General features: G+C 62.4%; 21 protein-coding genes. 14 read left to right on the forward strand and 7 right to left on the reverse strand.

Annotated elements, in window-relative coordinates:
* Positions 1 to 109 precede the first annotated feature (109 nt).
* The 10 genes from urtB to ureC all read left to right on the forward strand — a co-directional run bounded on the left by urtB (position 110) and on the right by ureC (position 8,876).
* Positions 110 to 1,612: an urea ABC transporter permease subunit UrtB gene (urtB, locus tag AC07OJ_RS18510; RefSeq protein WP_065900236.1), complete on the forward strand. Its 1,503-nt coding sequence runs from the start codon at positions 110 to 112 to the stop codon at positions 1,610 to 1,612.
* Positions 1,612 to 2,679: an urea ABC transporter permease subunit UrtC gene (urtC, locus tag AC07OJ_RS18515; protein ID WP_065900235.1), complete on the forward strand. Its 1,068-nt coding sequence runs from the start codon at positions 1,612 to 1,614 to the stop codon at positions 2,677 to 2,679. The genes urtB and urtC overlap by 1 nt, the downstream gene beginning before the upstream one ends.
* Complete coding sequence (urtD, locus tag AC07OJ_RS18520) at positions 2,676 to 3,509, forward strand: urea ABC transporter ATP-binding protein UrtD (RefSeq protein ID WP_162946058.1); 834 nt, start codon at positions 2,676 to 2,678, stop codon at positions 3,507 to 3,509. Before urtC ends, urtD begins: the two co-directional genes overlap by 4 nt.
* Before the next feature lie 238 nt (positions 3,510 to 3,747).
* Positions 3,748 to 4,446: an urea ABC transporter ATP-binding subunit UrtE gene (gene urtE / locus AC07OJ_RS18525; RefSeq protein ID WP_213550420.1), complete on the forward strand. Its 699-nt coding sequence runs from the start codon at positions 3,748 to 3,750 to the stop codon at positions 4,444 to 4,446.
* A 31-nt stretch (positions 4,447 to 4,477) separates the two neighbouring features.
* Entirely contained in the window at positions 4,478 to 5,317 is an 840-nt protein-coding gene (locus AC07OJ_RS18530; RefSeq protein WP_106805296.1) for an urease accessory protein UreD, read from the forward strand.
* Positions 5,318 to 5,429: 112 nt separating this feature from the next.
* Positions 5,430 to 5,732: an urease subunit gamma gene (gene ureA, locus AC07OJ_RS18535; RefSeq protein ID WP_003171437.1), complete on the forward strand. Its 303-nt coding sequence runs from the start codon at positions 5,430 to 5,432 to the stop codon at positions 5,730 to 5,732.
* A gap of 10 nt (positions 5,733 to 5,742) precedes the next feature.
* Entirely contained in the window at positions 5,743 to 6,264 is a 522-nt protein-coding gene (locus AC07OJ_RS18540; RefSeq protein ID WP_495005495.1) for a GNAT family N-acetyltransferase, read from the forward strand.
* Between the two features lie 5 nt (positions 6,265 to 6,269).
* A complete protein-coding gene (locus AC07OJ_RS18545; protein ID WP_120447516.1) occupies positions 6,270 to 6,803 on the forward strand; it encodes a GNAT family N-acetyltransferase in 534 nt (177 codons plus the stop codon).
* Positions 6,800 to 7,105 carry an urease subunit beta gene (locus AC07OJ_RS18550; RefSeq protein ID WP_065900216.1) on the forward strand — a complete coding sequence of 102 codons (306 nt, stop codon included), beginning with the start codon at positions 6,800 to 6,802 and terminating at the stop codon, positions 7,103 to 7,105. Before AC07OJ_RS18545 ends, AC07OJ_RS18550 begins: the two co-directional genes overlap by 4 nt.
* A gap of 70 nt (positions 7,106 to 7,175) precedes the next feature.
* On the forward strand, positions 7,176 to 8,876 hold the full coding sequence (gene ureC, locus AC07OJ_RS18555) for an urease subunit alpha (protein WP_065900213.1): 1,701 nt from the start codon (positions 7,176 to 7,178) through the stop codon (positions 8,874 to 8,876).
* Between the two features lie 87 nt (positions 8,877 to 8,963).
* Here the strand turns inward: ureC and AC07OJ_RS18560 are convergent, their stop codons facing one another.
* Positions 8,964 to 9,902, reverse strand: a complete 939-nt coding sequence (locus AC07OJ_RS18560) for a DnaJ C-terminal domain-containing protein (RefSeq protein WP_065900211.1) — start codon at positions 9,900 to 9,902, stop codon at positions 8,964 to 8,966.
* Between the two features lie 238 nt (positions 9,903 to 10,140).
* On the opposite strand from AC07OJ_RS18560, the gene AC07OJ_RS18565 reads away from it, so the two are divergent.
* Positions 10,141 to 11,409, forward strand: a complete 1,269-nt coding sequence (locus tag AC07OJ_RS18565) for an Hsp70 family protein (RefSeq protein ID WP_122718856.1) — start codon at positions 10,141 to 10,143, stop codon at positions 11,407 to 11,409.
* Positions 11,410 to 11,512: 103 nt separating this feature from the next.
* Complete coding sequence (locus tag AC07OJ_RS18570; RefSeq protein ID WP_495094964.1) at positions 11,513 to 11,728, forward strand: hypothetical protein; 216 nt, start codon at positions 11,513 to 11,515, stop codon at positions 11,726 to 11,728.
* 116 nt (positions 11,729 to 11,844) lie between these two features.
* Here the strand turns inward: AC07OJ_RS18570 and AC07OJ_RS18575 are convergent, their stop codons facing one another.
* From AC07OJ_RS18575 to AC07OJ_RS18590, 4 genes are all read right to left on the reverse strand, one after another.
* Positions 11,845 to 12,423 (reverse strand): hypothetical protein, encoded by a 579-nt coding sequence (locus AC07OJ_RS18575; protein ID WP_065900197.1) that lies wholly within the window; start codon positions 12,421 to 12,423, stop codon positions 11,845 to 11,847.
* A gap of 43 nt (positions 12,424 to 12,466) precedes the next feature.
* Positions 12,467 to 13,480 carry an AI-2E family transporter gene (locus AC07OJ_RS18580; RefSeq protein WP_065900195.1) on the reverse strand — a complete coding sequence of 338 codons (1,014 nt, stop codon included), beginning with the start codon at positions 13,478 to 13,480 and terminating at the stop codon, positions 12,467 to 12,469.
* A gap of 177 nt (positions 13,481 to 13,657) precedes the next feature.
* Entirely contained in the window at positions 13,658 to 13,960 is a 303-nt protein-coding gene (locus tag AC07OJ_RS18585; RefSeq protein ID WP_065900193.1) for a PsiF family protein, read from the reverse strand.
* 71 nt (positions 13,961 to 14,031) lie between these two features.
* Positions 14,032 to 14,820: an AraC family transcriptional regulator gene (locus AC07OJ_RS18590; protein WP_106805302.1), complete on the reverse strand. Its 789-nt coding sequence runs from the start codon at positions 14,818 to 14,820 to the stop codon at positions 14,032 to 14,034.
* Positions 14,821 to 14,918: 98 nt separating this feature from the next.
* Here AC07OJ_RS18590 and AC07OJ_RS18595 point away from each other — a divergent pair, with 98 nt between their 5' ends.
* The gene (locus AC07OJ_RS18595) at positions 14,919 to 15,806 is read left to right on the forward strand and encodes a DMT family transporter (RefSeq protein ID WP_120447511.1); all 888 of its coding nucleotides are present in this window, start codon (positions 14,919 to 14,921) and stop codon (positions 15,804 to 15,806) included.
* A gap of 95 nt (positions 15,807 to 15,901) precedes the next feature.
* Here the strand turns inward: AC07OJ_RS18595 and AC07OJ_RS18600 are convergent, their stop codons facing one another.
* Positions 15,902 to 16,792, reverse strand: coding sequence for an esterase/lipase family protein (locus AC07OJ_RS18600; RefSeq protein WP_120447510.1), 891 nt, complete (start codon positions 16,790 to 16,792; stop codon positions 15,902 to 15,904).
* 200 nt (positions 16,793 to 16,992) lie between these two features.
* Between AC07OJ_RS18600 and AC07OJ_RS18605 the strand changes: the two genes are divergently transcribed.
* Positions 16,993 to 17,523: a ferritin-like domain-containing protein gene (locus AC07OJ_RS18605; protein ID WP_034105637.1), complete on the forward strand. Its 531-nt coding sequence runs from the start codon at positions 16,993 to 16,995 to the stop codon at positions 17,521 to 17,523.
* Between the two features lie 111 nt (positions 17,524 to 17,634).
* Here AC07OJ_RS18605 and AC07OJ_RS18610 read toward each other — a convergent pair whose 3' ends face one another.
* Positions 17,635 to 19,704, reverse strand: a complete 2,070-nt coding sequence (locus AC07OJ_RS18610; RefSeq protein ID WP_065900188.1) for an AsmA family protein — start codon at positions 19,702 to 19,704, stop codon at positions 17,635 to 17,637.
* Positions 19,705 to 20,034: the final 330 nt, after the last annotated feature.

The following is a 20,034-nucleotide window of genomic DNA, read 5'->3' on the forward strand; positions in this document are numbered from 1 at the left end:
GGGCTTGCTCGCGAAAGCGCTGGATCAGCTCCGGATGCGTCGACTGACACGGCGCATTCGCGAGCAAGCCCGCTCCCACACTGTCCGCGCATGATCAGGACACTTTGGTATGCCCACTGCCCTTTACCGCTTCATCCTCGCCGCCCTGCTGTTGCTGCCGCTGGCCGCACACGCAGGCGATGCCGAAGACTTCCTGGCCGCCAACCCGACCCAGCAAGCCAAGCTGCTGCAGGACTGGGCTGCCCAGCCAAATCCAGCCCGCATCGAACTGGTCGACGCCCTGCAACAAGGCCAACTCACGGTCAACGGTGAAACCAGGACCGTACGCCTGAACAACCGCCTGCGCGGTTTGATCGACAACGTGCAGGCCAGCCAGCAACTCCTCGCCGCCGACCCCAAGGTGCGCCTGGCCGCAGCACAAACCCTGCAAAAAACCGCTGTGCCTGCGCAGCTCAAATTCCTCGACCAGCAAGTCGCCGCCGAGACCAACGAGGACGTGCACACCGCCCTCAGCCTGGCGCTGGCCAATCTGCAACTGGTCGACACCGACCCGCTGGTGCGCCTCGCTGCGGTGCGTCTGCTGGGCAGCACCGGCGATCCGCTGGCGCGCACCCGTCTCGAAGCATTGCTGGCGCCGGGCGTGGAAACCGACGCCGCCGTGCACACCGCAGCCGAAACCAGCCTGGCCCAGGTCAAACGCAAACTGATGCTCGGCGAGATCCTCGGCCAGGCCTTCAGCGGCATGTCCCTGGGGTCGATCCTGCTCCTCGCGGCCCTGGGCCTGGCGATCACGTTCGGCCTGCTCGGTGTGATCAACATGGCCCACGGCGAGATGCTCATGCTCGGCGCCTACTCGACCTATGTGGTGCAGTTGCTGATGCAGCGCTACGTGCCCGCAGCCATCGAGTTCTACCCGTTGATCGCCTTGCCGGTGGCGTTCTTCGTCACCGCCGCGATCGGCATGGCGCTGGAGCGTACGGTGATTCGCCATCTGTACGGCCGGCCGCTGGAAACCCTGCTCGCCACCTGGGGCATCAGCCTGATGCTGATCCAGTTGGTGCGCCTGGTGTTTGGCGCGCAGAACGTCGAAGTCTCCAATCCCGCGTGGCTGTCCGGCGGGATCCAGGTACTGCCCAACCTGGTGCTGCCGTACAACCGCATCGTGATCATCGCCTTCGCGCTGTTTGTGGTGGTGCTGACCTGGCTGCTGCTGAACAAGACGCGCCTGGGCCTCAACGTGCGCGCCGTCACCCAGAACCGCAACATGGCTGCCTGCTGTGGCGTGCCCACCGGGCGCGTGGACATGCTCGCGTTTGGCCTTGGCTCCGGCATCGCCGGCCTGGGCGGCGTGGCGCTGAGCCAGATCGGCAACGTCGGCCCGGACCTGGGCCAGAGCTACATCATCGATTCGTTCCTGGTGGTGGTGCTCGGCGGTGTCGGCCAGTTGGCCGGCAGCGTGATGGCGGCCTTCGGCCTGGGGATCGCCAACAAAATTCTCGAACCGCAGATCGGTGCCGTGCTCGGCAAGATCCTGATCCTCGCGCTGATCATTCTGTTTATCCAGAAACGCCCGCAGGGACTCTTCGCACTGAAAGGACGGGTGATCGACTGATGAACCAGCCATTGATGCTCACGGCCACGCAAAAGGCCGGCCCCACCGTCACGATTGCAGTGGGCGCGCTGATCCTTGTGGTACTGCTCGCGCTGCCGCTACTGTCGTTGTTGCCGCCGGACAGTGCGCTGCATGTGTCCGCCTACACCCTGACACTGGTCGGCAAGATCCTCTGCTATGCCATCGTCGCGCTCGCGCTGGACCTGGTGTGGGGCTACGCGGGGATGCTGTCGCTCGGCCACGGCCTGTTCTTCGCCCTCGGCGGTTATGCGATGGGCATGTACCTGATGCGCCAGGCCAGCGGCGATGAGTTGCCGGCGTTCATGACCTTCCTGTCGTGGACCGAACTGCCCTGGTATTGGGTTGGCACCGAGCACTTCCTGTGGGCCCTGTGCCTGGTGGTGCTGGCGCCGGGCGTGCTGGCGCTGGTATTCGGTTTCTTCGCCTTCCGCTCGCGGATCAAGGGCGTGTATTTCTCGATCATGACCCAGGCCCTGACCTTCGCCGGGATGCTGTTGTTCTTTCGCAACGAGACGGGCTTCGGCGGCAACAACGGCTTCACCAATTTTCGCAGCATTCTCGGTTTCGGCATCACCGAACCGGGCACGCGCGCGGTGTTGTTCGTGGCCACGGTCCTGCTGCTGGTGGCGAGCCTGTTCATCGGCTGGCGGCTGGCACGCAGCAAGTTCGGCCGGGTACTGACCGCCCTGCGTGACGCCGAGAACCGCCTGATGTTCTGCGGCTACGACCCGCGCGGCTTCAAGCTGTTCGTGTGGGTGCTGAGCGCGGTGTTGTGCGGTTTGGCCGGGGCGTTGTATGTGCCGCAAGTGGGCATCATCAACCCCAGCGAAATGTCGCCCACCAACTCCATCGAAGCCGCCGTGTGGGTGGCCCTGGGCGGGCGCGGCACGCTGATCGGGCCGTTGCTCGGCGCCGGCGTGGTCAATGGCATGAAGAGCTGGTTCACCGTGGCCTTCCCGGAATACTGGCTGTTCTTCCTCGGCGCGCTGTTCATCATCGTCACCCTGTACCTGCCCAAGGGCGTGATCGGGCTGCTGAAAAAATGAGGAACGTCATGCTCGAACCTATTCTCGATGCGGGCAGCGGCCGCGATGCCATCGGCCTTGGCCAGGCCGCCGGCACCGGCCTGAACACCCGCCACGGCACGATCCTGACCCTGGAAGACATCAGCGTCAGCTTCGACGGTTTCAAGGCCCTCAACGCCTTGAACTTGTACATCGGTGTCGGTGAATTGCGCTGCATCATCGGCCCCAACGGCGCCGGCAAGACCACGCTGATGGACGTGATCACCGGCAAGACCCGCCCCAGCCACGGCAAGGCCTGGTTCGGCGAGACCCTGGATCTGACCAGCATGAGCGAAGTGCAGATCGCCCAGGCCGGCATTGGCCGCAAGTTCCAGAAACCGACGGTGTTCGAAGCCCTCAGCGTGTTCGAAAACCTCGAGCTGGCGCAGAAGACCGACAAGTCGGTATGGGCCAGCCTGCGCGCGCGCCTGAGTGGCGAGCAGAAAGACCGTATCGATGAAGTGCTCGACACTATTCGCCTGACCGCGTCACTGGATCGCCCGGCGGGTTTGCTGTCCCACGGGCAAAAGCAGTTCCTGGAAATCGGCATGCTGCTGATGCAGGACCCGCAGCTGTTGCTGCTCGACGAACCGGTAGCGGGTATGACCGACGCCGAAACTGAATTCACCGCCGAACTGTTCAAACGCCTGGCGGGCAAGCACTCGTTGATGGTGGTGGAGCACGACATGGGCTTCGTCGGTTCGATTGCCGACCACGTGACCGTGTTGCACCAGGGCAGCGTGCTGGCGGAAGGATCGCTGGAACAAGTGCAGGAAAATGAACGGGTGATCGAGGTGTACCTGGGCCGCTGAAAAATCGGCGGCAGACACACTGTTGTGGTGAGCAGGCTTGCCCTGCGTTGGGCTGCGAAGCGGCCCCAATAAGAGCGCCGCGTTACGCCAGGCACACTGCATCGCCTGGGTTTAGGGCTGCTGCGCAGCCCAACGCAGGGCAAGCCTGCTCACCACAGATGCCAGGTACCTGCACGCCAGGCACTTGCCACCAGGCACCTGCATGCCAGGCACCTGCACGATTTGAGGAGTTTTGAACATGCTGCACGTCGACAAGCTGCATCAGTATTACGGCGGTAGCCACATCCTGCGCGGTCTCTCCTTTGATGTGAAGATCGGCGAGGTCACCTGCCTGCTGGGCCGTAACGGCGTGGGCAAGACCACTTTGCTCAAATGCCTGATGGGCCTGCTGCCGGCCAAGGAGGGCGCGGTGAATTGGGAAGGCAAACCCATCACCGGGTTCAAGCCGCACCAGCGCGTGCACGCCGGGATCGCCTACGTGCCGCAGGGTCGGGAGATTTTCGGGCGGCTGACGGTGGAAGAAAACCTGCTGATGGGCTTGTCGCGGTTTCCCGGTGCCGAGGCCAAGGAAGTGCCGGCCTTTATCTACGAACTGTTCCCGGTGTTGCTGCAAATGAAGCACCGGCGCGGCGGTGACCTGTCCGGCGGCCAGCAGCAACAGTTGGCGATTGGCCGCGCCCTGGCCAGCCGTCCGCGCCTGCTGATCCTCGATGAACCCACCGAAGGCATCCAGCCGTCGGTGATCAAGGAGATCGGCGCAGTGATCAAGAAACTGGCCGCACGCGGCGACATGGCGATCCTGCTGGTAGAGCAGTTCTACGACTTCGCCGCCGAGCTGGCTGACCAGTACCTGGTGATGTCGCGGGGTGAAATCGTCCAGCAGGGCCGTGGCGAAAATATGGAGCGTGAAGGTGTACGCGGCCTGGTTACCATCTAATCTGTAGCGTCCTGATGATAAGCACTCAACCATGAACCTGCCCGTCTCCCCCGCCCTGTTCACCCCCAGCTGGCACGCCGAGCTGGAACTCGGCTACGCACGTTTCGGCGACACCACGCGTCCGGTAATGCGCCGCCACCTCGGCCCGCTGCGGGTGCAGAAGCACCTGTATGCCGAAGGCCCCGAGGTGTGCCAGCACATCATCGTGCACCCGCCCGGCGGAATTGCCGGTGGTGATCGCCTGGACATCAGCGCGCATGTCGGCACAGGCGCCTGGGCCCAATTGACCAGCCCCGGCGCGGCCAAGTGGTACCGCGCCAGCGGCCCGGCGTTTCAGCAACTGGACTTGACCGTGGAAGCCGGCGCGACCCTGGAGTGGCTGCCCCAGGAAACCATCGTGTTCAGCGCCGCCCAGGCCGAGCTCACCACGCGCATCCAACTGCACGGCGATGCGCGGCTGTTCTACTGGGACGTCATTGCCCTCGGTCGCCCGGCCAGTGGCGAGCGTTTCGACCTCGGCCACTTCCAATCACACTTGGATATCCGCCGCGACGGCCAGTTGCTCTGGCATGAGCGCCAGCGCATTGTGGGCGCCGACGGTTTGCTCGACTCGCCCATCGGCCTCGACGGCCAACCGGTGTTCGCCACGCTGTTGCTGACCGCCGAGATCGAACCGCAACTACTCGAACAGTGCCGCGCCCTGCCCCACGCCGTGCGCGGCGACCTGACCCAACTGCCCGGTTTGCTGGTCGCCCGCTGCCTGGCCAGTGAAGCGCTGTTGGCGCGGGGCTGGTTGATTGATTTATGGAAACTCTTACGCCCGGCGGTGCTGGGCCGTGAAGCCGTTTCACCGAGAATCTGGAGCACATGAAGATTCGCACTGCAGGAGCCGGCTTGCCGGCGATCGCGGTGGCGCAGTCACGAAGGTTTCGCACAGGGATCTACGGTGTTTTTATGAATAACGTTTTGAAGGACCTTGAACCATGGATCTGACCCCACGGGAAAAAGACAAGCTGCTGATCTTTACCGCCGGCCTGGTGGCCGAGCGCCGCCTGGCGCGCGGGGTGAAGCTCAACTACCCGGAAACCATCGCGTATATTTCCGCCGCCCTGATGGAAGGCGCCCGCGATGGCCGCACCGTGGCCGACCTGATGCATTACGGCACCACCCTGCTGAGCCGTGAGCAAGTGATGGAAGGCATCCCGGAAATGATCCCGGATATCCAGGTGGAAGCCACGTTCCCGGACGGCACCAAGCTGGTCACCGTCCACCAACCGATTGCTTGAGGGACCGAGCATGTCCATCTCCCTGCGTGACGCCGTGCACGCCGACCTGCCGGCGATTCGCGATATCTACAACGACGCGGTGCTCAACACCACGGCGATCTGGAACGAACAACCGGTGGACCTCGGCAACCGCCAGGCCTGGTTCAGTTCGCGCCAGGCCCAGGCCTATCCGATCCTGGTCGCGGTGGAAAATGATGAAGTGATCGGCTACGCCTCGTTCGGTGACTGGCGCCCCTTCGAAGGCTTTCGCTACAGCGTCGAACACTCGGTATATGTGCGCAACGACCAGCGCGGCAAAGGCCTTGGCCCCCTGCTGATGCAAGCCCTGATCGAACGCGCGCGCGGCTGTGGCAAACACGTGATGGTCGCCGCCATCGAAAGCGGCAACCAGGCCTCGATCCGCCTGCATGAACGCCTGGGCTTCATCACCACCGGGCAGATGCCCCAGGTGGGCATCAAGTTCGGCCGCTGGCTGGACCTGACCTTTATGCAACTGACATTGAACCCGGGCGCGCAACCGCCCAAGGAGTGAGATCGATGAGCGCGACCCATCTGCGTCGAGTCAATGCTGAAAGTTTTGCCCACTACCGCCAGGGCTTGGTGGAGCTGTTGCTCGACGCGGTCAAGCATGGCGCGTCGGTGGGTTTCATGGCCGACTTCGATGAAGCCCAGGCCCGCGACTATTTGCAAGGCGTGCGCGCCAGCATCGAAGACGCCAGCCTGCTGCTGTGGGTGGTGGTGCGCGACGAACAGGTGATCGCCAGCGTGCAATTGGCGCTGTGCCTGAAAGCCAACGGCCTGAACCGCGCCGAGGTGCAAAAACTGCTGGTGCACAGCAGCGCGCGACGCCATGGCCTGGGCCAACAGTTGATGAACACCCTGGAACTCGCCGCGCGCCAGCACAAGCGCGGCCTGTTGTACCTGGACACCGAAGCCGGCTCGGGCGCCGAGGCCTTCTACCAGTCCCTGCGCTACACCAAGATCGGCGAACTGCCCGACTACTGCCAAAGCCCGGACGGGCGCTACACCCCGACCGCCATCTACTTCAAGACCTTGGGGCAACCTGCATGATTCCTGGCGAATATCAGATCCAGCCTGGCGAGATCGAACTCAATGTCGGCCGCCGCACCGTCACCCTGAGCGTGGCCAACAGCGGCGACCGCCCGATCCAGGTGGGTTCGCATTACCACTTTTTCGAGACCAACGACGCACTGACCTTCGACCGCGCATTGAGTCGCGGCATGCGCCTGAATATTCCAGCGGGCACGGCGGTGCGGTTCGAGCCTGGGCAAAGCCGTGAAATCGAACTGGTCGATTTGAGCGGCGGACGCCGGGTATTTGGTTTTGCCGGGCGGATCATGGGCGACCTCTAGGCCCCATCGCCGGGAAGCCGGCGAAAGCGAGCGCGCGATCCCACATTCACTTAATTCCCAAGGCAATCACATGAAGATTTCCAGACAAGCCTACGCCGACATGTACGGCCCCACCGTCGGCGACAAGGTCCGCCTGGCCGACACCGAGCTGTTCGTCGAAGTGGAGCAGGACTTCACCGTCTACGGCGAAGAAGTGAAATTCGGCGGCGGCAAAGTGATCCGCGATGGCCAGGGCCAGAGCCAACTGCTCGCCCACGAGGTCGTCGATACCCTGATCACCAACGCGCTGATCATCGACCACTGGGGCATCGTCAAGGCCGATGTGGGCCTCAAGAATGGCCGCATCCATGCCATCGGCAAGGCCGGCAACCCGGATATCCAACCCGGTGTGACCATGGCCATCGGCGCCAGCACCGAAGTGATCGCTGGCGAAGGCATGATCCTCACTGCCGGGGGCATCGACTCCCATGTGCATTTCATCTGCCCGCAGCAGATCGAAGAGGCGCTGACCAGCGGCGTCACCACCATGATCGGCGGCGGCACCGGCCCGGCCACCGGCACCAACGCCACCACCTGCACCTCGGGTCCGTGGCACCTGGCGCGCATGCTGCAGGCCAGCGACTCGTTCCCGATGAACATCGGCTTGACCGGCAAGGGCAACGCCAGCCTGCCGGAGCCGCTGATCGAACAGGTCAAGGCCGGCGCCATCGGCTTGAAGCTGCATGAAGACTGGGGCACCACGCCCGCCAGCATCGACAACTGCCTGAGCGTCGCCGACCAGTACGACGTGCAAGTGGCGATCCACAGCGACACCCTCAACGAGTCGGGTTTCGTCGAAACCACCCTGGCCGCGCTGAAGGGCCGCACCATTCACACCTATCACACCGAGGGTGCCGGTGGCGGCCATGCGCCGGACATCATCAAGGCCTGCGGCTTTGCCAACGTGCTGCCCAGTTCCACCAACCCGACGCGGCCGTTCACGCGCAATACCATCGACGAACACCTGGACATGTTGATGGTCTGCCATCACCTGGACCCGAGCATTGCCGAAGACGTGGCCTTCGCCGAAAGCCGCATCCGCCGCGAAACCATCGCCGCCGAAGACATCCTGCACGACCTCGGCGCCTTCTCGATGATCAGCTCCGACAGCCAGGCCATGGGCCGTGTCGGCGAGGTCATCACGCGCACCTGGCAGACCGCCGACAAGATGAAAAAACAGCGCGGCGCCCTGCCCGGCGACGGTCCGGGCAACGATAACTTCCGCGCCAAGCGCTACATCGCCAAGTACACCATCAACCCGGCGATCACCCATGGCATCAGTCATATCGTCGGCTCCATCGAAGTCGGCAAATGGGCTGACCTGGTGCTCTGGCGCCCGGCGTTCTTCGGCATCAAGCCGAGCCTGATCCTCAAGGGCGGTGCGATTGCCTCCAGCCTGATGGGCGACGCCAACGCCTCGATCCCGACGCCACAGCCGGTGCACTACCGCCCGATGTTCGCCAGTTTTGGCAGCTCGTTGCACGCCACCAGCCTGACCTTTATCAGCCAGGCAGCGATGGACGCAGGCCTGCCGGAAGCGCTGGGCCTGAAGAAACAGATTGGGGTTGTGAAGGGCTGTCGCGACGTGCAGAAAACCGACCTGATCCACAACGATTACCTGCCGGATATCGAGGTGGATCCGCAGACCTACCAGGTCAAGGCCGATGGGGTGTTGCTGTGGTGCGAGCCGGCGGACGTGTTGCCGATGGCGCAGCGGTATTTCCTGTTCTGAACCCCGAATCGTGCAGGAGCCCGGCTTGCCGGCGATAGCAGTCTCTAGAACGCTATCGTCGGCAAGCCGGGCTCCTGCAAGGGCGCGTCAGAAATTGGCGCGAGGATCGAAGGCCGCTTTCTGCGCCAACGCCTGCCACAACGCTTTCACCTCGTCATCGCCTGCCGGTGGCATCACCGCCTTGAGCTGCACGTAAAGGAAGCCGCGCTGCCCGGCCTTGTTCAGCAAGCCATGGCCCTTGGCGCGCATGCGCTGGCCGTTCTGGCTGCCGGCTGGCACCTTGAGGTTGATCTTGCCGGTCAGGGTCGGCACCGCCACTTCCGTGCCCAACGCCAATTCCCATGGCGCCAGGGGCAGGTTGATGATCAGGTTCTCGCCATCCACCTCGAACTTGGGGTGTGGCGCAAACTTGATGATCAGGTACAGGTCGCCATTCGGCCCGCCGCCGATGCCCGGTGCGCCCTGGCCCTTGAGGCGGATGCGCTCGCCGTCGGTCACGCCGGCAGGGATCTTCACGTTCAGGCTCTTGGTGGTGTTGCTGACATGCCGGCCCGAGGCGTCGTATTGCGGCACCTGGAAGCTGATCTGCTTGGACTCGGTCGACAGCGTCTCCTCGAGGAACACCGACAACTGCATCTCCACGTCCTGGCCTTTACGCCCGGCAGGACGACGCTGGCCGCCTCCGAAGGCATCGCCACGCGAGCCGAAGATCGAACTGAAGAAGTCCGAGAAGTCGCCCGCGTCCTGGCCGCCACCAAAGCCGCCACGGCTCTGCCAGCCCGGTGGCCCCTGGAATGGCTGGCCATGTTGGCCGTATTTGCGCAGTTCGTCGTATTCCGCGCGCTTATCCGCGCTTTTAAGCGCTTCATAGGCTTCGGACGCGTCCTTGAACTTGGCTTCGGCGTCTTTTTCCTTGCTGACATCCGGGTGGTATTTGCGTGCGAGCTTGCGATAGGCGGCCTTGATTTCCTTGTCATCGGCGCTCGGCTCGACACCCAGAATCTTGTAGTAGTCTTTGAAATCCATCGGAGGTTCACCATCCTTAATCGAGATCGCACAGCCCGGGGCACAACGTGCGCTGCATTGCACCTGTTGAGTGCTGTGGCCTAGGGGTGCGTCAAAGTGTTATCGGCGCTAGCCGTATGCACAAGATGTGGGGGCGAAACGCGTACTTTCAAGCACCATTTAACGGATAGTCGGCCTACGCATTCCTTTGCGACTGGCATACACTGCGCGGCCGTTTTTCAACCGGAACCCGATAGACATGAAAAACCCATCTCCAGCCCGTGCCTGCGGCATCGACTTTGGCACGTCCAACTCCACCGTCGGCTGGATCCGCCCTGGCGAGGAGACGCTTATCGCGCTGGAGGACGACAAGATCACGTTGCCGTCGGTGGTGTTCTTCAACTTCGAGGAGCGCCGCCCGGTCTACGGTCGCCTGGCCCTGCACGAGTACCTGGAAAACTACGAAGGCCGGCTGATGCGCTCGCTCAAGAGCCTGCTGGGTTCCAAGCTGATCAAGCACGACACCAGCGTATTGGGCACGGCCATGCCGTTCACCGACCTGCTGGCGCTGTTTATCGGCCAACTCAAGAGCCGTGCCGAGACCACCGCCGGCCGCGAGTTCGAGGAAGTGGTGCTGGGACGTCCGGTGTTCTTCGTCGATGACGACCCGATGGCCGACCAGGAAGCCGAAAACACCCTGGTGGATGTAGCGCGCAAGATCGGCTTCAAGGACATCTCGTTCCAGTACGAACCGATTGCCGCGGCCTTCGACTACGAGTCGACCATCGAGAAGGAAGAGCTGGTGCTGATCGTCGACATCGGCGGCGGTACGTCCGACTTCTCGCTGGTGCGCCTGTCACCGGACCGCCGTCACAACGACAACCGCCACGACGATATCCTCGCCACCGGCGGTGTGCACATCGGCGGGACCGACTTCGACAAGCAACTGTCGCTGGCCGGCATGATGCCGCTGTTCGGCTACGGCAGCCGCATGAAAAGCGGAGCCTACATGCCCACCAGCCACCACATGAACCTGGCCACCTGGCACACCATCAACTCGGTGTACTCGCAGAAATCCCAGCTGGCCCTGGGCAGCATGCGCTACGACATCGAAGACACCGGCGGCATCGACCGCCTGTTCAAGCTGATCGAACAGCGCGCCGGCCACTGGCTGGCGATGGAAGTGGAAGAAACCAAGATCCAGCTGACCCACGAAGACAGCCGCCACGTACTGCTCGACCGGGTTGAACCGGGCTTGAGCGTGAACCTGAGCCGCAGCCTGTTCGAGTCGGCCATCGACGGCCTGCTGGAGCGCGTGCGCAACAGCGTCACGCAATTGCTGGCCGACGCCTCGGTGGACGTTGCCCAAGTGGACACGGTGTTCTTCACCGGCGGTTCGAGCGGCATCCCGGCCCTGCGCCACAGCATCTCGGCAATGCTGCCGAATGCACGGCACGTGGAAGGCAACATCTTCGGCAGCATCGGCAGCGGCCTGGCAATCGAGGCAAGCAAACGCTACGGCAGTTGAGCGAGACGCTGGCCAGAGGAGGCTCTTGAGGCAACCAGAGCCTCTTGTGGCCTGCAGGGCTTGATGAGCCAACCAAAGTCTCCTGTGGCCTGCAGGGTTTGATATGGCTGATGAGCTTATTGTGGCTGCCAGGCTTGATATGGCTGATGGGCTTGTTGTGGCTGCCAGGCTTGATGTGGCTGATGAGCTTATTGTGGCTGCCAGGCTTGATGTGGCTGATGAGCTTATTGTGGCTGCCAGGCTTCTTGTGGCGAGCGGGCTTCTTGTGGCGAGCGGGCTTGCCCCGCGTTGGGCTGCGAAGCAGCCCCATCAAGGATGAATGCGGTGTTTCAGGTATGCCTGGGATGATGGTTTTGGGGCTGCTTCGCAGCCCAACGCGGGGCAAGCCCGCTCGCCACAAAAAAGCCCACTCATCGCAGGACAAGCCCACCCGCCCTAGCGGAAATAAATCGACCACAGCCCCAGGAACGTCAGCCCCCAGACCACCACCCCCGGCACGATCACCAGGTAGTTCCATGGGCTGAAACGATCATTGCTCTCGCCGTCAGGATCCCCCGCGGCAAAATTGATCAGGCCTTGGGACTGCTGCAGGATGTAGGCACAGATCGGAATCGCCAGCATCGTCAGGTTCTTATATGCAGACCACGCCTCGATCCGCGCCGCCGCCGCGTCGAACATATTGGCGCCCACCGTCAGCACCACGAAAACCGTCGCCCACTGTTCAAAATCGAAGTCGAACTTGCGGCCGCTCTCGACTACGCGCCGGTAGGCCAGGCGATAGAGCTTGTGGATAAAGAAAATAAAAAAGAACGCGCGCGCCACTGGCAACATATCGGCCTGGTTGGCCTGCTTGTACAAGCTCCAGTTTTTATACGCCCAGACATAGGTGTAAAGCCCAAAACTGAGCAGGCTCAGGATCAGCAATTTCTTTTTGGAAATGACGTAAAACTCGGCTGACGGCCGCGCTGTGTCGGTCAGCTCCGCCGTTGGCGGAGCGTAGAGATTGTCGCTCACTGCTAGTTTCCCCTTAAGTCCCTTTAACGTTCTCGTTATTGCATCAAACCATGCCAGCGAGCTTCAATTCGCTCTTCAAATACGCGTAGTAGATCGGCCCCGCCACCACGCCCGGCAAGCCAAACGCGGCTTCAAACACCAGCATCGCCAGGAGCAATTCCCACGATTTGGCACTGATCTGCCCGCCGACAATGCGCGCGTTGAGGAAATACTCGACCTTGTGGATCACGATCAGGTAGCCCAGCGCCGCCACCGCCACCCAGATCGACAACGACAGCGCGACGATGGTGATCAGCGTGTTGGACATCAGGTTGCCAATCACCGGCAGCAGGCCGAGCAGGAAGGTCAGCACGATCAGGGTCTTGGTCAGCGGCAGGTGAATGCCACACAGCGGCAGCACCACGGCCAGGAAGATCGCGGTAAAGGCCGTGTTCAGCGCGGCGATTTTGATCTGGGCGAAGACGATGTTGCGAAAGGCCTGGACCAGCAAGTGCAGGCGGTCGAACAGCGCAGCGGCGAGCGGCTTGCGCTTGGTAAGGTCGGGCACGCGCTGCAGCGCGATGATCGCGCCGAGCACCATGCCGATCAGCAGGGTGACGAACATGTGCGCGGCGTCTTTGCCGACCAACTGCAGTTCGCTCAGGTGTTTGCTCAGCCAATCACCGATGGCCACGCGGAACTCGGCGGCGCTGGCGGGCAAGTAGGCATCGAGGAAGGGCGGCAGCTGGCCGCGCGCGCGGTCGACCACGCCCATGAACTTGTCGAGGGACGCCCCGGGATTTTCTGCTTCGTGGAGCAGGAAGCTGATGGCGCCGGCGAAGATCAGGGTCAGCACGCTGACGATCAAGGTGCCGAGCAAGGCCACGGCCAACCAGCGCGCGCGCCGACCTTCGATCAGCCGCTGCAACTGCGGGGTGAGCATGTTGACCAGTTCATACACCAGCAGGCCGGCCAACAGGCTGGGCAGCAGCTTCAGCGGCAGGACCAGCAATAATCCACCGAAAATGATGACGCAACTGACCAGCAACAACACGTGACGCTGAGAAAACGTTGGCATACAGCCTCAAAACGAACGGCGTTAAAGGATGTTGTAGGAGCCGGCTTGCCGGCGAAAAACGCAAGGGCACCGCGTTTAGTCTGGATAAACGCGTGAGCGTTCCCGCTTTTTCGCTGGCAAGCCAGCACCTACAGGGGGCTGTGTGCGAGTGTCGCAGCCTTCTATGGCCTGGGGCTATTATTTCTTCAGGCAGGTGCTCATAAAGGTTTTGCGCGCGTCGCCGGTCAAGGCTTTGGTCTTGGCGTCGGCATTGCAGTCTTTCATCTTCTGCTGCTGGGGCGTCAGGGTCTTGGCGTCGTTGGCAGCGGGAGCCGCCTTGAGACACGTACTCATAAAGGCTTTGCGTTCATCGCCTTTGAGCGCCTTGGTGGTGGCGTCGGCATTGCAGGTGGTCATTTTATTTTGCTGGGCAGTGGCGGCAAAACCCTGGGAACACAGCAGCAGGCCCATCATCAACAGCGGAATACGCAGCATCTTCATGGAGTTTTCTCCCTGTTACCGTGCCGGGGGGCACGGCCTACCGAGGAGTGTAGTCAAAGCCTGTTACATCTTCACCGGCCGCGGATATTTGTCCGCCGGTACTGCTCCGGCGTGCAGCCGGCATGGCGCTGGAACATGGCGATGAAGGCCGAGGCGGTGCTGTAGCCCAGGTCGAAGGCCACATGTTGCACGCTGCGCTCGCTGTCGAGAGCTTCGATGGCGGCGAGGTAACGCAGGCGCTGGCGCCATTCGCCGAAACTCATGCCCAACTCACGCACAAATTGCCGCGCCAGGGTGCGCTCGCTGACATGCACCTGCTCGGCCCAGTGCGCCAGGGGACGATTGTCGCCAGGGTCGGCCTGCATGCCTTCGAGTACGCCGAGCAGCCCGGGGTGACGCGCGTAGGGCAGGAAGCAATCGTGAATCGGCGCCTGCCTGAGTTGATCCACCACCACGTCAGCCAGACGGCGGTCGGCGTCGCTCTGAGGGTTATTCACATCACGCTGGGCAAAATCCTTGAGGATCGCCTTGAGAATGTCGCTGATCGCCAAGGTGCAGGGGTGCTTCGGCAGTTGCTCGCACAGCTCCGGGGCCAGGCCCACCGAGTGGTAGATGATCGCGTGGGCGTTGTACGAGCTGTGCTCGGTCTGCGGCGGCACCCAGACCGCATACTGCGGCGGCGACATGAAGCGGCTGCCGGCCACTTCCATGCGCATTACCCCACTCGCCGAATAATCCAGCGAACCCCACAAGTGCTGGTGCGGCGTGCACTCGGTATCCGGGGCAAAATCAGAGTAGCGAAAGTACACCGGGCTGGGCAGCCGGGCGAAATCGGCGAGGCGGACGATGTGTCTGGGCATATTGTCTGGATACAGGCGCAGGTTGTCTGGATCGCAGTATAGGCTTCGATCCAGACAAGGGGATAATCCTGCCTCATCAACACACCTGGTTTCTTTCGATGCAATACGCGTATCCGCTGCTGGCTATCTTTATCTGGGCCGGCAACACCGTAGTCAACAAGTTGGCCGTGGGCTCGATCTTCCCCGCAGAAATCGGCTTTTATCGCTGGTTGCTCGCAGCGCTGCTGTTTACCCCGTTCATGCTCAAGCCGGTGATTGCCAACTGGTCGATCATCCGCCCGAACCTGGGCAAGGTTTTCATCCTCGGCGTGCTGGGCATGGCCGTGTACCAGAGCCTGGCCTATTACGCCGCCACGCTGACCAGCGCCACCAACATGGGCATCATCCTCTCGCTGATGCCGTTGATGGCATTGACCGCCGCCATCATCAGCCTCGGCCAGCGCCTGACCTTCGGCGCCCTCACCGGTGCCGTGCTGTCATTTGCCGGCGTGGTCGTGGTGGTCTCGGCCGGCAGCCTCGGCGCGCTGCTGCAGCACGGCGTGAACCTCGGCGACGGCATGATGCTGGTGGCCACCCTGGCCTATGCGGTCTACAGCACCCTGCTGAAAAAATGGCAGCTGCGCCTGCCGCCGTTGGTGCTCCTCTATCTTCAGGTGCTGGTGGCGGTGGTGGTGCTGTTTCCGCTGTTCCTGTTTTCGGCGAAAGCGGGCCTGGGCTGGGCGAACATCCCGTTGGTGCTGTACGCGTGCTTGCTGGCGTCGATGCTCGCGCCGTTGGCGTGGATGCATTCGGTCAAGACCCTGGGGCCAAGCCGCACCACATTGTTTTTCAATCTGCTGCCGCTGATCACCGCGCTGATTGCAGCCGTGGTGTTGAAGGAGGAGTTGGCGCTGTATCACCTGGTGGGTGGCTTGCTGACGTTGGGCGGGGTGATCTTGTCGGAGCGCTGGACCACGCCGGTGCGCCGCGAGGCCAGCGCGGCCTGAGCCCTGGCTATCGCGGGCAAGCCCGCTCCCACAGTGGACCGCGTTGCTTGGTGGGTGCTGGCTTGGCGCGATAAACGATTGCGCGATTGAGCCGGCTAAACCCCGTCGGCTTTCAATCGCTGCGCATGCTCGACGAACAAGCGGATCGGCTCCGCGCCCTTGCCCACCAGCCCCATGGACTGGTTGACGATGTCGAAGTGGTCCAACGCATAGTCATCGCCGATCACCCGCCCCAAATGCGAACTGTAGCGCCCGACCATGCCGTCACACTGGCCCTTTTCCCGCACAAAACTGCGCGCGAACAAGCGGCAACTGCGGTTCGTGCCGTCCAGCAGGTTGCGCCCGCGATCGGTCTTGCCCGGCTGCAAAGTGCCGGACCACGAGTAATAGCGCACGCCATTGACCACCTCGGCGCCGTGTCCACCCCAGGTGTCGGGCAACCCCTGGGGATACTGGCGATTGAACAGGGCCACGCCGGCGCTGGTCAGGGAATGGTGCGAGGCCTGCAGATCAGCCTTGAAGCGCGGCCCGCGATAGCCGGTTTCCAGCACGCCCATCACCCAGGCAACCAGATGGAACAGCGCGCTCATGATCCGGCCTTTGACACTCTCGGCCGGGTAATGAAGGTGGATATGGTCCGCCAGCTCCGAACCCTGATTGGGCCCGGCCACCGACGTCACCGACGCCACCCAGTCAGGGCGCTTGGCCGCCGCATAGCGGGCGGTGAGCGCGCCCTGGCTATGGCCGATCAGGTTGACCTTGTCGGCACCGGTGTCACGGCGAATCTGTTCGATTTGCGTCAGCAGTTGCTCACCGCGCACCTCGCTGGAATCCAGCGGCGCCACCTGCACGGCAAACACCTGCGCGCCACCGGCCCGCAGCGCCGGGACAATGCCGTACCAATAGGGAAACAACCCCACGCGCACGAAGCCGAGCATGCCGGGTACCAGCACCAGGGGATAACGCGTGGCGAGCGGTTGGGGCATGACGCTGACATCCTGGTCGTTAGGGCGATTGAACCATCCTAGACCAAATGACATGACCGCCCCATGAACAGGCGATGGTTTGCAAATGCTCGACGCCATTGAAATCCGATAAAACTTTTTGCGTCACGCAGGACTCACAACTTGGAGCGATCACGCCGGTAGAGCGTGGCGTAAAACCGGATTAGCACCAGGAGATTGAGATGACTGAAGCAAACTTGACTGACGTTGCGACCCTGCGCAGCCGCGCCCGCCAGAACGTCGAAAACGGTGCCGTGACCGAGGGTTACGACGCCGACCGCGAAGAGATCATTCGCCTGCTCAATGCCTCGTTGGCCACAGAACTGGTGTGCGTGCTGCGCTACAAGCGCCACTACTTCATGGCCAGCGGCGTCAAGGCCCAGATCGCCGCCGAGGAATTCCTCGAGCACGCGACCCAGGAAGCCGAACACGCCGACAAACTCGCCGAGCGCATCGTGCAACTGGGTGGCGAACCGGAGTTCAACCCGGACCTGCTGTCGAAGAACTCCCATGCTCAATACGTGGCGGGTAACAGCTTGAAGGAAATGGTCTACGAAGACCTGGTGGCCGAGCGGATCGCGGTGGACAGCTACCGTGAAATCATCCAGTACATCGGCGACAAGGATCCAACCACGCGCCGCCTGTTTGAAGAAATCCTCGCCCAGGAAGAAGAGCACGCAGACGACATGGCTGACATCCTAGAAAGCCTGTAACCCCCGCAACACCCTGTAGGAGCCGGCTTGCCGGCGATGATGGCCTCAAGCTCTCCACCGAGAACCAAGGCCTCATCGCCGGCAAGCCGGCTCCTGTTTTTTTGTGTCGGATCAGCCTTTCACGGTCTTCGGCGCCTTGCCTTCCTTCATCTGCTGGAGCAACGGTGCGCATTGGTTCGGCTCATCGCCGCTGGGGGCGACCAGCGCCAGCAAACCGGCAGCCGGGCCGGCGATCACGCCCAGGGCGACCATGCCTGCACCACGCAGCGCCAATGGGATGGCTTTCACCCCGGCATTCGGCTTGATGAACGGGCCGTTGACGTACAGCGGGGAACGCAGGGAGAACAGGCGGAAGCCCTTGGATTCCGGCGTGATGGTGAGGTCGAGCTGCTCGGTGGCCATGTTCGCCGTGCCATCGATGTAGATGATGGCGTTCTCAGTATCGAACACAAACAGCCGCGTAGTCGCCAGGCCAGTCTTGATGCCGAAGTCCGCCGCCGCGCAGTTGATCTTCACTTCCTTGTCGCCAAACAGGCGGCCCACCACGTAGTTGCCGACGTTGAGCCCGGCGATTTCCATCAGGCTACGGCTGATGGCGCCATCGTTGATGAGCATTTTCAGGTCACCGTTGGAGGTGCCCAGCAGCGCCGCCACGGAGTTGCCGCGCCCGGAAATATCCGCGTCGCCGTTGAGTTCACCAAAGCTGGTTTTCATCGGCTCGAAGGTCGGGAACAGCTGCTTGAGCTTGAAGTTGCGCGCAGTGAGCCGGGCACGGCCTTCCATTGGCGTGGTGCGGCCATTCAAACGGATCTGCGCGTCCAGCTTGCCGCCGGCCACGCCGAAACGCAGGGGTTCCAGGCTCAGTTCGCCGTCGTTGAGGATCAGGTGGGTGTAGAGGTCGGTGAACGGCAGATCGGCACTGTGCACGATGCGCTTGCCGGTGAATTCCACATCGGCATCCATGTCGCGCCAGCGCTCGGTGCGGAACTCTTCCACCGGCAGCACTTTGGTCGCCGGCTGTTTGCTTTCGCCGCCCCGGGCCTTTTGCTTGGCGTTGGAATCGGCGCCGATCAGGGGCGCGAGGTCGGTCATCAGCAATTGATTGGACACCAGCGCGCCGCTGAGCTTGGGCCGTGGCTGGCTGGCGACGTAGCCGAGGTTGCCGTGGATGTCACTGTCACCGATCTTGCCGTTGAAGTTTTCGTACCGGAAAGACGCACCCGTCGGCTCGTGCAGTTTGGCGATCAAGTGCCCGTCAGTGGCGTAGGCCGGTGAGTCCGGCAGGGTCACGCCCGTCAGCGGGTACAGGTTGCCCAGGCTGGTGCCGGAGAGTTTCAGGCGCAGGTCGAGGGCGCCGAGGTTCAGCGGGTCGGTCAGGGTGCCGGCCAGCGCGATGCTGGTGTCGGCGATCTTGACCTGGGCCTGCAGCGGGAATGGCTTGGCCGCGTCCTGCAGGGCCAGCAGGCCACCGATTTTGCCGCTGCCGTCGAGTTTCTGGCCATGGTACTGGCCTTTGACCTTGAGCCCGAACGCGTAGTCCTGCGGTGCCGAGCCTTTTTCCAGGGCCTTCTTGGCATCGGCGTCGCCGACGATTTCGCCAAACGGAATCGGCTTGCCCAAGGGGTCGATGATCACGTCGAGCTGGGTCTTGAGGGTCTGGTCGTCGAGGGTGACGTGGCCCTTGTCGAAGCCGATGGCGCCAATGTCCACCACCCAACTGGAGGGTTCGGCGTTGGGGTCCTTGGGGTCGAACTTGAATGTCCAGTTGGCGCGGCCGTCGGCCAGGCGCTGCAACTGGGCACTCGGCTCGGTGAGGTCGATGCGCGGGATCACCACGCGCTGCACCAGCAGCGCCAGGGGCGAAATGCGCAGCTCGACCTTCTTCAACGTGACCATTTGCGGCTGTTTCGACCAATCGGGATTGCCCAGGGTCAGGTCTTCGGCAATCACGTGGGGCCATGGCACCCAGGCACGCCAGCCGCCTTCGTCGGGCTCACGCGCCCACACCACGGCCAGGTTGCCATTGATGGCAAACGGGCGATGCAACTCTTCGGAAACCTTGGCATTGAGGGGCGGCTTGATGCGGTTCCAGTCAAAAAACACCAGGACCAGCACCAAGATGGCGATTAACAGAACGAAGCTGGCGCAGCTCCAGGCGACGATTTTACGAGTGCGCGTCATTGCACAGGACTCCTCAACACGAATAGCTGAACTACAGCTCATAAGGCTACGACTGGCAAACCGCGCGGGGGTTTAACTCGATCGCGGATTTAGTCGCAAAAAGCCATTTTCCTGATCGATCAGACAGATTCGATCATCAACGGGCGCACCATTGTTACCCATGTTCGTGTCGAAAATACCCACCTCGGTGCAAAAGCGCGTGCTTGAGAGGCCCGTTCTAGAGCGGCTCTGGCGAACAATCAATTCTGTTGATTATTACCATTGTGTTTATGAACTTTTATATCGACTTATCAAGAGTAGCATTAGCCCTGTACCCACTTTATCGCCCTC

Source organism: Pseudomonas sp. GW821-FHT09C08 (assembly GCF_059418125.1).